The 14,807-nt window shown below is 46.7% G+C and carries 13 protein-coding genes; 8 read left to right on the forward strand and 5 right to left on the reverse strand.

The window, feature by feature from the left end; genetic code table 11:
• Positions 1 to 328: 328 nt before the first annotated feature.
• From BMX56_RS18445 to BMX56_RS18465, 5 genes are all read right to left on the reverse strand, one after another.
• Entirely contained in the window at positions 329 to 2,350 is a 2,022-nt protein-coding gene (locus BMX56_RS18445) for an HRDC domain-containing protein (RefSeq protein WP_177183857.1), read from the reverse strand.
• A 546-nt stretch (positions 2,351 to 2,896) separates the two neighbouring features.
• Positions 2,897 to 6,079, reverse strand: coding sequence for an error-prone DNA polymerase (locus BMX56_RS18450; RefSeq protein ID WP_090651153.1), 3,183 nt, complete (start codon positions 6,077 to 6,079; stop codon positions 2,897 to 2,899).
• A 3-nt stretch (positions 6,080 to 6,082) separates the two neighbouring features.
• Complete coding sequence (locus tag BMX56_RS18455) at positions 6,083 to 7,585, reverse strand: Y-family DNA polymerase (protein WP_090651154.1); 1,503 nt, start codon at positions 7,583 to 7,585, stop codon at positions 6,083 to 6,085.
• On the reverse strand, positions 7,578 to 8,306 hold the full coding sequence (locus BMX56_RS18460) for an ImuA family protein (RefSeq protein ID WP_090651155.1): 729 nt from the start codon (positions 8,304 to 8,306) through the stop codon (positions 7,578 to 7,580). The genes BMX56_RS18455 and BMX56_RS18460 overlap by 8 nt, the downstream gene beginning before the upstream one ends.
• Positions 8,307 to 8,311: 5 nt before the next feature.
• The gene (locus tag BMX56_RS18465) at positions 8,312 to 8,689 is read right to left on the reverse strand and encodes a hypothetical protein (protein WP_090651156.1); all 378 of its coding nucleotides are present in this window, start codon (positions 8,687 to 8,689) and stop codon (positions 8,312 to 8,314) included.
• Positions 8,690 to 9,084: 395 nt separating this feature from the next.
• On the opposite strand from BMX56_RS18465, the gene BMX56_RS18470 reads away from it, so the two are divergent.
• From BMX56_RS18470 to BMX56_RS18500, 8 genes are all read left to right on the forward strand, one after another.
• Entirely contained in the window at positions 9,085 to 9,693 is a 609-nt protein-coding gene (locus BMX56_RS18470; protein ID WP_090651367.1) for an alpha-ketoglutarate-dependent dioxygenase AlkB family protein, read from the forward strand.
• 456 nt (positions 9,694 to 10,149) lie between these two features.
• The gene (locus tag BMX56_RS18475; protein WP_090651157.1) at positions 10,150 to 11,313 is read left to right on the forward strand and encodes a metallophosphoesterase; all 1,164 of its coding nucleotides are present in this window, start codon (positions 10,150 to 10,152) and stop codon (positions 11,311 to 11,313) included.
• A gap of 14 nt (positions 11,314 to 11,327) precedes the next feature.
• Complete coding sequence (locus BMX56_RS18480) at positions 11,328 to 12,014, forward strand: DUF2461 domain-containing protein (protein ID WP_090651158.1); 687 nt, start codon at positions 11,328 to 11,330, stop codon at positions 12,012 to 12,014.
• Positions 12,015 to 12,346: 332 nt separating this feature from the next.
• Positions 12,347 to 12,775, forward strand: coding sequence for a VOC family protein (locus BMX56_RS18485; RefSeq protein WP_090651159.1), 429 nt, complete (start codon positions 12,347 to 12,349; stop codon positions 12,773 to 12,775).
• A 124-nt stretch (positions 12,776 to 12,899) separates the two neighbouring features.
• The gene (locus BMX56_RS30230; RefSeq protein ID WP_177183858.1) at positions 12,900 to 13,055 is read left to right on the forward strand and encodes a hypothetical protein; all 156 of its coding nucleotides are present in this window, start codon (positions 12,900 to 12,902) and stop codon (positions 13,053 to 13,055) included.
• Positions 13,056 to 13,137: 82 nt separating this feature from the next.
• A complete protein-coding gene (locus BMX56_RS30695; RefSeq protein ID WP_369829646.1) occupies positions 13,138 to 13,524 on the forward strand; it encodes a DUF6169 family protein in 387 nt (128 codons plus the stop codon).
• Positions 13,525 to 13,668: 144 nt separating this feature from the next.
• Entirely contained in the window at positions 13,669 to 14,025 is a 357-nt protein-coding gene (locus tag BMX56_RS18495; RefSeq protein WP_177183859.1) for a VOC family protein, read from the forward strand.
• A 75-nt stretch (positions 14,026 to 14,100) separates the two neighbouring features.
• Positions 14,101 to 14,712, forward strand: coding sequence for a hypothetical protein (locus tag BMX56_RS18500; RefSeq protein WP_090651162.1), 612 nt, complete (start codon positions 14,101 to 14,103; stop codon positions 14,710 to 14,712).
• Positions 14,713 to 14,807: the final 95 nt, after the last annotated feature.

Raw genomic sequence — 14,807 nt, forward strand, 5'->3', positions numbered from 1 at the left:
TTTATTAATCGGAAAGTGTTTTTGTTGGATTTCCGCGAGTAGCGTTTCTGTAGGAATAAATTTGGCTAAAACCACCTGATTCTATCTTTTTTCAGGATTCCATGCACCTGAATCTTTTCAAATAAAAAATGTCATTTCGAAACGAGGTACGAGTGAGAAATCTTAGACGCATTGCATCCTGATCAGCTTGATGGAATGCGTGGCGTTCAAGATTTCTCTTCACTCCAGCGCTCATTCCCACCCTGGTTCATTCGAAATGACAACTTGTGGGCGATAAAGCAAACCTGAATATACCGGCTTTATCAATGTCGGGTTTAAGATCTTCTTTCTAAAACAAATTCCCCTGTTCCATTTCGGCACCCAATGTTTCCTGCAGATAAGAGCGGATCATGGCGATGAGCTGCGGGCCATATTGTGTGGCTTTTTGCGGGCCGACCCCTTTAATGGCACCCAAAGCTTTGATGGTGGGTGGCAATTTTTCGGCAACAGCGGCAACCGTCTTCTCTGATAATACCATTCCCGGCATTATATTTTCCCTCTCAGCTGCGGTATCGCGCCAAGCCATTAACTGGTCAAAAAGCTGTTGATTTGGCTTTTCGTTCAAAGCCTTAACGTAGGAGTTTGATTGGTTTGAACCAGCCTGGTCTTGTGCCTTCCGCTTTTCTTCAAGATATGTAGTTGCGGTAAAAGTATTTCCAGAAAAATGGTCCATTAACGCGATTCGGGCCATCATCCATTGAATCAGTTTATCCGCTTTGGCGGCTTTTGTTTCTTTATCTTTAGATAAGCCCATAAGCACCGGGATTTGCTGATGGAGGTTTCCGGTGGCTTCAGTCAGTTTATCTTTGAAATAGAGGGCCGCTTTTTGGATGCGTTCGGGCTGATAAGTGGCTAATTGCTGAGATAACTTTTCGGCCACGTTAAAAATATCTTTTTCCATGTCTGGCGTCGCCTCTTCAAACCCGGCGACCCGGTTTTGTAAACCGCTGAAATTGAACAACTCGGCCAGCAACGATTGGCGATATAGCTCGCGGTCGCGTTCCAGTCTTTCCTCATCCGGTTTAAGGGACTTTGCCTGCTCATTAAAACGGGCAACGGCGGGGTCGCCAATAATATTATTTGCAGCAATAGGGTTACGCAATACCATTCCCGACAAGGTTCGGCAACGGCTGAGCGCTACGTATGCCTGCCCGTGGGCAAAAGCCTCGCTTACATCAATAATGGCTTTATCAAAACTCAGGCCCTGGCTTTTATGAATGGTGATAGACCAGGCCAGTTTAAGCGGGATCTGGGCAAAGCTGCCTGCATTGGTCTCGTTAATTTGCTGATCTTCCAGCTGGTATTTAATATTGGTCCACTCCAAAGCCTGTACGGCAATTTCGCGTTCTTCCTGCCCGCAGCGCACAAAAACAGTATCTGGTTCTATCCGGGTTATCACCCCTATCTTGCCATTATAAAAAAGCTTTTCGGCCGAGCTATCGTTTTTCACAAACATTACCTGGGCGCCTATTTTAAGCTTCAGGTTGGTTTCAGTGGGATAAGCATCCTTGGGGAACTCGCCGCGGATAGTGGCCGCAAATTCAAACTCCTGCCCTTCCAATGCTTCCACAAATTCGTTATTCAGCTGCTGGGCAATGGAGTTATGTGTAGTAAGGGTGATGTAAGGCTCTTCGGCCGTTGGCCGAAAGCCGGGCTGGTGCCGGGCATTCAGCAACTCCAGGTTACCGGGGCTGATAGTTTGGTTACGCACCTCGTTCAAAATATCAACAAAGGCCTGTTCTTTTTGCCTGTACACATGATCCAGTTCAATTTTTACATAGGGTGCTTTTTGCATTACCAGGCTGCTGAAGAAATAGGGGGTACTATAATACCGCCCAAGCATCATCCATTCCTCATCGCGGATGATGGGGCTTAGCTGCGACAGATCGCCTATGAGCAAAAGCTGTACACCGCCAAAAGGCTGGGCGGTGCCTTTCAGGTTTCGTAATATCAGGTCTATCTGGTCAAGCACATCGGGCCGAACCATACTTACTTCATCGATGATAAGCAGCTCCAGGCTGGATAACAATTCCTTTTTCTCGGGGCTATAATGCATTTCGGGCCGCGTATTACCTGCCGGGATGATGGGGCCGAAGGCGATCTGGAACAGCGAATGAATAGTCATGCCGCCCGCATTAATAGCAGCTACGCCCGTAGGCGCTACAACAGCCATTTTCTTTTTTGATTCCTGCCGTACCCGCTGTAAAAAAGTGGTTTTACCCGTGCCTGCCTTACCCGTTAAAAAAACAACCGTATTGGTTGTTTCCAGGTAATCAAAAGCCATCTGCATTGCCGGGTTTGTCTCGTTCATATTTTCGGTTGCAATGTTAATATAAATTTTATTTGAGCCGGATATTAAAGTCATGAATTATGGCAAACGCATATAATTGGGTTAACATAACTTAACACATTTTAAAAAATTAAATTATAAACAATTGATAATTAACATATTATAAATATTCATGGTTAACACTCAACTTCAATTAACAAACAGCTTTTAAAGCTGCAATTTTCATATTCGGTTTATCAGGAAGCTATTTAAAATTTGATTTTCCAGGAACATTTAGCGTTTATAGCAATGGCGGTTTTGAACGCCGGTCACGACTCACCCCGGCTACGCTGCGCTGGCCGACCCTCTCTCCGGCTGCGCCGCATAGAGGGTGAAGCTCATTTTTTGTTTTGTCTTTTTCTTCCACTCCCGCGAGGTTAGCGTAGCGTAACTCGTGGGTACAACTGGTGTAAGCTTATAGCTTACGGAGTTCAGCTGAAAGCTGAAACCAGCCTTTCGTCACGGGTTATAACCCCGCGACAGTTTTATTTTTTTGGCTCTTAATTCTTGGCTCTCCTTTTTCCCCTGTTATTTAAAATTCCTGCCTTTGTGAAAAATCTCCTTAACCGGCGTAACCAACGAGGTTATTTCATCGCTGCGCGATAGGGTTAATACCGGCAAATCTTCGGTGTGGGCGGCGGTAAGGCCGCGTAATAGTGTCGACAGGTTAAAAAAGCGATGTGCTATCACATGGATTACCTCTCCCTCCACCTGCAATTTGCCCTCTACCATCAGCAGGCGTGATTGTAAGATCTCTTTACGGTATTTATCAAAAACCTTTTCAAACGCCACCAGGTTGGCAAAGCCGGTTTCGTCTTCTATGGTAATAAATAAAATCCCCTTAGCTGTACCGGGTCTTTGCCGTACGGTTACCAGGCCGGTCACTTTAACCGGGTCGCCATCTTTTAGCTGTGCCAGGCGGCCGGTAGCTGTTACTTTTAACAGATCCAGTTTTTCGCGCACAAAACTAACAGGGTGAGCTTTTAAGGATAAACCGGTAGATGCATAATCCTGTACCACATGCTCGGCCTGGGTCATTAATGGCAACGTAACCTGAGCCTCCATAGCACTTTCGGATAGCTGGCCGGCAAACAGGCCGATGGGCTTATCATTCAACGCGGGTACTTCCCATAAAGCTTCGCGGCGATCAAGTTTCAGGGAACGGAAGGCATCGGCATCGGTAAGCTTTTCAATAGCCGCTTGTGGCACACCGGCATCGCTTAACCGGCTAATGCTGGTATAACCGCTCCCGCGACCGGCTATCAGCGCCTGCATGTCGTCCTCACGCAGGCCGTTCACCTGCCTGAAGCCCAAACGTACGGCACAAAACTTACCATCTTTTTCTTCGAGTGTGTTATCCCACATAGAGTGGTTTACATCTGCCGGGCGTACAACTACCCCATGCCTTTCGGCATCTATCACTATCTGCGCCGGCTGGTAAAAACCCATAGGCTGGCTGTTAAGCAAAGCCGCAGCAAAAACATCAGGATAATACCACTTAAGCCATGATGAGATGTATACCAAATGCGCAAACGAAGTAGCATGGCTTTCGGGGAAACCATAACTGCCAAAGCCCTCCAGTTGCTTAAAAATGCGTTTGGCAAATTCTTCGGTATAGCCTTTGGCCGTCATGCCAGCCACAAGTTTATCCCTGAATTTACTTACAAGTCCTTTAGCCTTAAAAGTGGCCATACTTCGCCTTAACTGATCAGCTTCGGCGGGGGTAAAACCTGCTGCAACAATGGCAATTTCCATCGCCTGCTCCTGGAATAAGGGCACGCCTTTAGTACGCCCTAATATATCTTCCAGTTCTTTAGACGGATATTCTATAGGGTCTATTCCATCGCGCCTGCGTAAATAAGGGTGCACCATATCGCCCTGTATAGGGCCCGGGCGCACAATGGCTACTTCTATCACCAGGTCATAAAACACCCTTGGTTTCAATCGCGGCAGCATCGACATTTGCGCGCGGCTTTCTATCTGGAAAACGCCAAGGGTATCGGCATGGCAAATCATTTCATATACCGCAGGGTCATCTTGTGGCACGTTTGCCAGCGTTAATTCCCGCCCGTAGTGCTGCTTAACCAGGTCAAACCCTTTACGGATACAGGTAAGCATGCCTAAAGCCAGCACATCTACCTTTAAAATGCCCAAATCTTCCAGGTCATCTTTGTTCCATTCCAGTTGGGTACGGTCTTCCATGCGGGCATTCATTACGGGACAGATATCCGAAAGCTTGCACCGCATAATTACAAAGCCACCCGTATGCTGCCCTAACTGCCGGGGAAAGCCCATCAGTTCATCGGTTAGCTGCAGTACTTTCATCAACAGCGGATCATCGGGATTAAGCCCCTGCGAAATAATGCGCTCGCGGTCAAAGGCTTCTTCCGAAAAATCCCAGATAGCACCTGCAAGCCGGTTAATGGTATCAACAGAAATACCCATAGCTTTCCCCACATCGCGTATGGCCCCTTTATGCCGCTCCTGCGTAACGGTGGCTACAATACCTGCATGCTCGCGGCCATAGGTTTCATATATCCACTGGATAATTTCCTCCCGGCGCTCGTGTTCAAAATCAACATCCACATCGGGCCATTCCTCCCGCGAATCGGACATGAATCTTGAAAACAACAACCGCGATTTGGTGGGATTAACAGGAGTTATCCCCAAACAAAAACAAACTGCGCAATTAGCAGCCGAACCGCGCCCCTGGTGAAGTATTCCCCACTCTTCGGCTTTTTTCGTATACTCGTAAATGCGCAAAAAATAGGGTGCCAGTTCGCGCTTTTTAAAAAAATCAAGTTCAAATTGGATTTGCTCCCGCACTTGTTCAAACTCCTCGTCGTTAAACATTTTTTTGGCACCAGCCCAGGTATGGGATGCCAGGTGTTCATCTGCCGTCCGCCCATCAGGGCTAACCCACTCGGGCTCCAGGTATTTTAAAGTATCCAATGAAAAACGGCAGGCTTCGGCAATCTCGCGGCTACGTGTCAGGGCATCAGGATATTGCTGAAACAGGCGTTCCATCTCTTCAATAGGTTTCAGGTGTCTTTCAGCATTGGCATGCAGCCGGAAACCGGCGTTATGAATGGTGCACTTTTCGCGTACACAGGTTACCACATCCTGCAATTCGCGCCGCTCCTCCACGTGGTAATGCACATCATTGGTAGCCACCATAGGGATGGTTAACTGCGAAAGCCGGTAAAAGCGTTTAGCATCATCGCCATGGTATGAGCGCGTTGCGGCTATATATAAATCATGGCCTAAAGCTATCCGGTATTCCTTTAAATCCTGCTTAAATGAATCATCAAAATCAAACCAGGTGTTTAATTCATCGGGGGGTATCACTATAAATTTTATGCCTTCGGCATGTTCAAAAACATCATTTTTATACAGCTCGCATTTGCCCTTTTCGGTACGCAGGTTACCTTTAGTAAGCAAAGCGCACAAACGCCCCCAGGCTGTAATATCGGTAGGATAAGCCAGCAGACTGGGGCCGTCCAACAAATCAAGCCGACAGGCCGGGATAAAACGGATGCCGGCACTTTTTGCAGCGGCATGGGCACGTACTACACCGGCAACGGTATTACGGTCAGTAAGGGCAATGGCAGTATAACCCAGCTTAACTGCGGCCTCAACCAGCTCGGCAGGATGCGAGCCGCCGCGCAGGAAGCTAAAATTGCTGGTAACCTGTAATTCCGTATACTCCATAACCTATGCAAAAAAGCCATGAATAAACCATTGATTTGTTTCACCGGCCACATAGGCCCCCAGGCGAAAGATCCAGTAACGCTTGCCATCCATATCTTCAACATGGTAATAATCCCGGCGTTCGCCATTTTCAAGCCACCATTCACGCTCAATACGCTCGGGGCCATCTGCCTTTTTGATTGGGTGTACTTTATCCTGGTAGATAAAAAGCATGGGCGGATAATCGGGCACCAGCGAAGTGACCTTAACCGGTTCGGGCCGGGCCAAAAGCTGTGTGGGCCGTGGCCTGCTGATGCGCCAGGCGGTAGTTGGTTTCTCCAGGATAGTAGCGGCTTTTCTGACAGATCGCTCGGGCCAGTAATGCTCATCAGGCAGGTAACGGCGAATAACATTGGTATTTATTTTACCGGCAATCCTGTCCAGCAGTTCGGCTACTCCTGTATCATCCAGGCCGCCAACCTCGCACCACAGGCGTTCCTGTACAGGGTCGGCATCATCTACTTTGGGGGCATCCAGCACAAAAAGCTCGATACCCAGGGCAGGCTCTATCGTGGCTATTTTAAGCTCGAATAATTTAAAAAGATGCTCCACATGATGCGATGCACGGTTTGTGCCTATCTGCACCTGCTCTACCTTACCATCCACCCGGTAGCACTTAAGTACACCCGTTCGTAACCCTTTGCCATCCTGTTGCAGCCGTTTACATATACTTTCCAGTAACCGCCTGATCGCTATCCCTATCCCGGTGGCGGTATTGATGGGTTCCATGCAGGGCAGGCGTTCCTGGTAGGGTTCAACGGGCTGTAATAATTGCATCGGCTCATCCTCGTTACCCAAAGCCTGGTTAAGCCGCATCAACAAATGCTCCCCAAACCGGCGGCGTAGTACCGACCGTGGCATTCGGATAAAACTGCCGATGGTACGCAGCCCCAGTTTTTGCAAACGTTCGGTAATAACCGGCTCCAGCCGCAAGGCCACCGGCGGTAATGGCAGCAATGCCGTGGCCTGCCCATAGCTTTCAACAATGGGGCTCAGCCTGCCAAAACGCGCAACGGCCCAGGCCGCGCCAATGCTATCGGCCATGGCGGCGCGGGCATCGTAGCCCTTGCTTCTTAATTTAAGTACTATCGTTTTCAGGTATTCCCGTTCGCCCCCCCAAAGGTGGGTACAACCGGATACATCAAGGATCAGCCCATCGGGCAAATCAATAGCGATGATGGGCGTGTAGCGGATGCACCACTCGCCTAAGGCATGTAATAATTTGGCGGCCCTATCAGGTTGTTCATCTATCACCTGCAGGCCAACTATTATGGCTTTGGCATCGGCAGCAACCATACCTGCTTTTACACCATGCACTTCGGCAGCATGGTTGGTGGCGGTTATTACCATGCGGCCGTGATCTTTTATCGCAAAAACAAAAGGCACATCTTTCAGCTCCGGCTGCTTCAGGGTAAGCCAGTCGGTAGTTAAATGACGAAACCATATGGACATGAATCGCTTAGGCATATTGATGGTATGCTATTTCTGTTACCGCCTTCTCTTCAACAACCAGCGCAAAGCTGCCGGCCACCCATTCCACCTGCCAGCAGCCGGGGTTGCCGTTACGCACCTTTAAAAGTTCTACCTGCCAGCGCGGGAAACCGACGCCGGGTAAACCATCTTCCAACTCGCTGGGCAGGTGCGTTATTTGCCAGCGGGACACACAGGCGGTGGTACTTAGCTTTTTAGCATCGGTGCGTAAAACAAAGCCGGTAACCTTACTACTTTCAACCGCCAGCTGCAAACGGCGCGACTGGGTAAAGTTGATGCCCGGCAATTCGGCAATAACGGCTGCCAGGCCATCGCATTTCAGGGCTTCTTCGGTTGCCCAAAGCAAATCTTTTTCGCGCTGCAGATCTATAAATATCACCCGCTCAGGCGGTACTCCAAATACCTTAAGCGCGGGCGGGAAAACCGTACGCGCTTTGCTTATCCACAAGCAAACCCCATTGTTACGCATCAGCTGGGCCAGTATGCCGCCAATAAAGCCGCTGGTGGCCGCGGCATGCTCCGGCTCGGTAGTTAAAAACTCATGCACTGCCCCTACCGGGAAAATCCCATTTGGAAAAGCAGCCTCAATAGGCCCCAGGCCAAAGCTATCGTCGGCCCCGGCAATGGGCGCTTTAAAACCCTCCCACAATAAAATATCTTTTTTCAGCTGGCTGATAATATCCTTTTTTGCTTCCATGAGTTTCAGTTTAAAGTTGGTTCACGAAAAACAGGTATAAATAATCCCATATAAACCGTTAGGTGCACTACCATGTGCCTGCTGATAGCCTGCCCAATTTCATGGATGGCCTGTACACTTAACGGGCTTTCATAATCGGCATTACGCGGGTCGGGCACAGGTTCAAAATAACGCTGTATATCGTCATCCTGTACACGGGCGTTACGATCATACCATTCCCCCTGCTCAAGTTGCAGCATCATGGTGATAAATTCCCGGCCGTTATAAAACTCGATGATAAATTGCGGCGCATAGGGCAAATCCCATTGCTCAGGCGGCACCTCGTCCACCTGTATCCGGGTCATGCCCCGGCTGAGTTCCACATCGATATAAAATTCTTCCATCAGAAACAGACCACAAATCTAATACTAAAAATATTAGCATTTTAATATCTTTGTAAAAAAAAATTTAGCAAAGAATGAACAATGGCGTATATCGCATGGCGGTGAAGACTCACCCGGCTGCGCTGCGCCCGCCACCCTCTCTTCGGCTTCGCCGGAAAGAGGGGCTTGAAATTTTATCACTTACTTTTTTGATAAACTTTTGATATTCAACGTTCAAACCCCTCTTTCCACCGCAGGTGAAGAGAGGGTGGCCAGCGTAGCGTAGCCGGGTGAGTCTTAGCCAGCGTTCATGCGAATGTTTATGCAAATTTTAGTGCGCAATGGATAGGTACGAAGCAATAACGGTCTGTTTTATATTTTTAGACAGATCTTCTTAAAAAAAGTTGGAGGTTGATATGGAACAGCTATGTTTTTTTCCTGATGCCGGGCAAAGTAAGGGCCTGCCCAGCCATTTATTAGATTACCGCCCAGGCCTTTTTAATGAGCAGGAAAGCGATAGCCTGCTTCAAAAGTTTATTGCCGAAACTCCCTGGAAACAGCGTATGCAAAGGATTTATGATAAAGACATTATTACCCCGCGTTTGACCGCCTGGTACGGCGACCCGGAGGTTTATGATTATGCCTCCCTAACCCAAAGCAAGCCCAATTACTGGACGCCCGAACTGCTGATGATTAAAAATAAAATAGAACCACTGGCCGGCATCCAATTCAACAGTGTACTGCTCAATTATTACCGCGATGGCAACGACTCGGTAGCCTGGCACAGCGACCGCGAAGATGTACTGGGCAAAAACCCGGTCATCGCATCGGTAAGTTTTGGGCAGGTACGCAGCTTTGATATCCGCAGCAAACAGCATCACCATGAAAAATATTCGGTACGGCTGGAACATGGCTCTTTCCTTCTGATGAAGGCCGGATTGCAGGAGCATTGGGAACACCGCATAGCCAAATCTGTAAAACCGATGAAGGCGAGGGTTAATTTGACGTTCAGGGTGGTGATATGATCCGTTTTTTTGTGGAGACGTATAATTGCGTCTGCCTGAGTTGTAAAATTTCGCAAAATTCTGAAAGTAAAAATGGCGTATATCGCATGGCGGTGAAGACTCACCCGCCGGCGCTACGCGCGGCACCCTCTCTTCGGCTTCGCCGGAAAGAGGGGCTTGAAAATTCATTATTTTTTTCTCTATAATATATTGATATTGAGCATTCAAGCCCCTCTTTCCACCGCAGGTGAAGAGAGAGGGTGGCGGGCGTAGCCTCGCCGGGTGAGTCTTAGCCCGCATGCAAATCACACATGCAAGGTCCGACCTATAAATCCGACCATGAAAATTCTGAATATCCTACGGGAGACGCAATTATGCGTCTCTACAATTTTAAAGGACCAAACCCCTTTTGTCATCTTAACGCAATGAAGTTTAAATGGTTAAAATCTTTTTGATACTTGTTCGTCTAACCTAAGTATGAAGAAAAGAGTACTTGCCATTGTATTGCTATGGCTTATTATTGATGTTTATTTTTTTGCGGCGGTACAAACGCTTACCGTCAATACAACGGTTTACCTGGCCTACTGGCTTTTTGATGGCTTGCTGGGCGCCACTATCGTTTTAAGCGCCTTTACCGGTAAAACCAAAGTTATATCGTGGTTAATGGCATTAATGCTGTTATCATTTGTGCCTAAACTTATTGGCAGCATTGTTTTATTACTGGAAGATGTTACGCGCCTGTTCCGTGGCTTTCCGCCGCATAGCGTGGGCGTAAGCCAGTTTGTGCTCATCATAGCCGGGGTGTTTTTCCTGCTGCTGTTGTTTGGTGTTACCCGCGGCCGCCACTATTACAAAGTAAGGCGCGAGACGTTGTACTTCCCCGACCTGCCCGAAGAATTTGATGGTTTTACCATCACCCAGTTATCTGATATTCATTCCGGCAGTTTCAGCGATGCCGAGGGTGTGCAAAAAGGCCTCGACCTGGTGAACGCCCAACAGAGCGATATGATATTATTTACGGGCGACCTTGTAAATAACCACGCTGCCGAAATGGATCCCTGGATACCGGCCTTTGCCAAACTGGAAGCCCCTTATGGCAAATATTCGGTATTGGGCAACCATGATTATGGCGATTATATGCGCTGGGATAACGTGAACGATAAGGATGCCAACCTTGTACGCCTGAAAAATGTGCATAAGGAAATAGGTTTCCGCCTGCTTTTAAACGAATCGTTAACTATAGATAAAAATGGCGAATCGCTGGCGCTCATCGGCGTAGAGAACTGGGGCAAGGGCGGTTTCCACAAATATGGCGATTTGGAAAAGGCTGCCGCCCGCGTGCCCGATGACGCTTTTAAAGTGCTGATGTCGCATGATCCATCGCATTGGGATGCGGTAACTATGGGGCACCACCAGCATGTTCACCTTACTTTATCCGGCCATACGCATGGTGCGCAGTTTGGCTTTGAATTGTTTGGCTTTAAGTGGAGCCCCATTAAGTATGTGTACAAGCAATGGGCCGGCCTTTATGAGCAAAGCGGCAAATATTTATACGTAAACCGTGGCTTCGGTTTCCTTGGGCTAAAAGGCCGTATAGGCATCTGGCCCGAAATTGCAGTGCTTACTTTAAGGCGTAAATAGTTATTTTTGACGGCATGAGCCAACCTGTATTGCCCCTTTCTGCCATCAATTTTTTAACCGACCTGAAAAATAACAATAACCGGGAATGGTTTACCGTGCATAAGGAGTTTTACCAGCAACAGCTTGGTTTTGTAGAGGGTTTTGTAGATGCCATTCTGGCCAACTTAAATCTGCACGATGTTATTGAAACGCCAACCGGTAAAAAAAGCATGCACCGAATTTACCGCGACACCCGGTTTGGTAAAGATAAAACGCCCTATAAAACCAATTGGAGCGGCAGTTTCAGGCGCGCCACCAAATACAGGCGCGGCGGGTACTATTACCATTTTGAGCCCGGGAATGCCTTTATTGCCTGCGGATTTTGGGCGCCCAACCCGCAAGATTTAAAACGCATCAGGGATGATATTGCTTTTGATGCTAAGCCCTTGCGCAATATCCTCAACAGCGCAGCTTTTATCAAAAGCTTTGGCACGCTGCGTGGCGAAACCGTGAAAACCACTCCCAAAGGTTACCCCGCCGATCATGAAGCTATCGACTTGTTGCGGTACAAGCAATACCTGGTTGTACACCGCTTTACCGATGAAGAATTTTTGAATGCCGGCTTTTTTGAAAGTGTTTGCCAGGTATTACGGGATATGCGCCCGTTTTTAGATTATATGAGCGAGGTGCTGGTGACGGATATTAATGGGATGGTTGATTAGGGTGAGAGTTATGGCTATGCTTTGAATAATATCTTTTAAAGATTTGTCGGGCTGAGTTGTAAAATTTCGCAGATTCTGAAGGAGTAATGACAACGTCCCCCCGATGTCATGCCGAACTTGTTTCGGCACCCCACATGCTAAGTTAACTTCATGCGGGTCACCTGTCCTGTGGGATCCCGAAACAAGTTCGGGATGACTTCCGTTTTTTAACTCGTCATGGGTGAGTCGTAGCCGCCATACGATATACGTTACTCTCCCCCAAAACTATCATTGCTAAAACCAATCCCACACCTTAACTTTGTGTTATCCAGCACCATTAACCATCCCACGCTATGGCCAATCAAACAACCAAAGCCCCAAACATTACTCAAGCGGTACCTTTTTTTATGATCACCGAAATGGAGCGATCATTACACTTTTATGTGGAAGGATTGGGCTTTACGCTGGTTAATCAATGGGTACCAAAAGATAAAATAGAATGGTGCTGGCTTCAGCGCGGTGGTGGTGCCCTTATGCTGCAAACCCTGCATAAGGACATGCCCGGGCGAGGTTTGGGGGTATCTGTTTGCTTTCAGTGCCAGGATGCGCTGGCATTGTATCAGGAGTTTGTGGAACAAGGTCTTAAACCCAACGAGCCTTTTGTTGGAAACAACATGTGGGTTGTTACCATAAAGGATCCCGACAGCTATAACCTGGATTTTGAAAGCCCGACAAATGTACCGGAGGAAACTAAATATTCGGACTGGAAGAAGGAACAATAAATGAGTTTATGATGTATGTAATATCAACTCTATTTCGAGGATAAATTGCATACGCCGAACAAATATTTCTTTTTTTTTGTTTAAATTTGTATTTAATTTAAAGTATATCAAAAAAATACGCATCATGGAACAAGTAAATAAAAACACTGTTTCTGAACCCCAAAAAAACTCCAATCCAATCATCCAAATGATTGAGGATAAAAAAAGGATTGTTAAGGCAATTAAAAATGGAGAAAGTTTATCTACGCTAAAGGGAATTAAAATTGTCTCTCCTGTATAGCTTTGATGTAACTGAAGACGGTTCTTATAGTTTCATTTCTGAACAAAACCATCATTACTTAATTTACTTTTCTGAATCTACTTTGCCCGATTCAGATGGTAATATTCATATAGTTTATAATTTAGGGTTTAGCAGGGACGGAGATCATTCATCTACCCCTTTCTCGTTCAAGTATGATAGATTAATAAGAGCCACTATTATGTCTATCGTTAATGATTTTTTTAATAAAAACGACCACAGAGTACTTATATATTTTTGTTTCGGCGACGACGGATATTCAAGACATAGAAAAATTGTTTTTAACCAGTGGTGCAGCGATTTAGATTTATCTGTTGAAAAGCACGACAATGTTATTCCATATGAAAACACTTATGTGTATGGATCATTGATGATTGTAAAAGATAACCCGCTAAAACAATTAATTTTAACTTCATTTAATAAATTCTTAGAGGATATATACAATAAATAAAGGTCACATATCTTGAAAAATGACGGCCTTTTCCCATTTATTTTGTTTGCTATAACTAATATGCATATCTTGATTTAACCATTAATGATTGGTTTAAAACGTAGATTAATTTCCATATTTAGCTTCTCTACATATCCTTTCCTCATGAAAATAGAATCGGTTATCCCCATACTTTATTCTGATGATGTTACGCGCAGCCTGGCCTACTATACACAGGTACTGGGTTTTGAAGAACAATGGACATGGGACGACCCGCCAACCTTTGGCGGTGCACTAACGGGCGACACCACCATCTTTTTTTGCAAAGACGACCAGGGCCATGCCGGAACATGGCTTTGCCTTAATGTTGAAAATGTGGACGAATATTATACAGCTATTAAAGAAAAAGGCGCTATAATTTTATCGCCCCCGGAAGATAAACCCTGGTTTATGCGCGAGATGCTGGTAAAAGATCCCGATGGGCACATTTTGCGGGTAGGCCATAACATTGAGTGCGATTAGAGAAGGAGCTGAAAGCCGAAGGCCTAAGGCAGAAAGCAAAAAAAGGCTCTTTTTGGTAAACTTTAATTATTTAACATGCTGCAAAACCGGGTAAACCCTCATGGCGATATTATCAAAACAAGTTCACGGGGCGCCTGGATAGGTAACCGTGGTCAGTTGCATGGTAATACCAAAACCATACTGCGCCCTTTTAAGCTTAAAGCCTGGATTACCTGCCTGCTACAGTTTAAAGGCAGGCATCGCGAGGTGATGTCGCCGGGCTTGTGGACAGAACTGTTCTTTTTGGATGAGGCCACCGCTTTTGCAGCTGGCCATCGCCCTTGTTTTGAATGCCGCCGCGATAATGCCAACAAATTTAAAACAGCGTGGCTTAAGGGAAATCCCGGGTTTGGGTTTGATAATAAAACCGCCATCGGAAAAATTGACGAGATTACACACCAGGAAAGGATTGATAAAAACGGCAGCAAAGTAACGTTCGATGCCGATGTACAGGGCCTGCCCAACGGTACTTTTATACAGGTTGATGGCGAACCCTACCTGGTAGCCGATAGCCAGCTTTATCATTGGACGCCTGCCGGCTATGAAAAACCAGGCTTACCAATAAAGGCGGGACAGGTAACTGTACTCACACCCCGATCAACGGTCAATGCGTTTAGCGCGGGCTATCTGCCGCAAATTGCCCTTTAAGCCTTTTGATTACTAATGCCGAATTTACACCTCGTTTTATAAATATCCGTATTTTATATACAGGGAGCTTATCTTAGCATATTAATTATACAGGT

Origin of the sequence: Mucilaginibacter sp. OK283 (assembly GCF_900110415.1) — a bacterium.
GTDB lineage: Bacteria > Bacteroidota > Bacteroidia > Sphingobacteriales > Sphingobacteriaceae > Mucilaginibacter.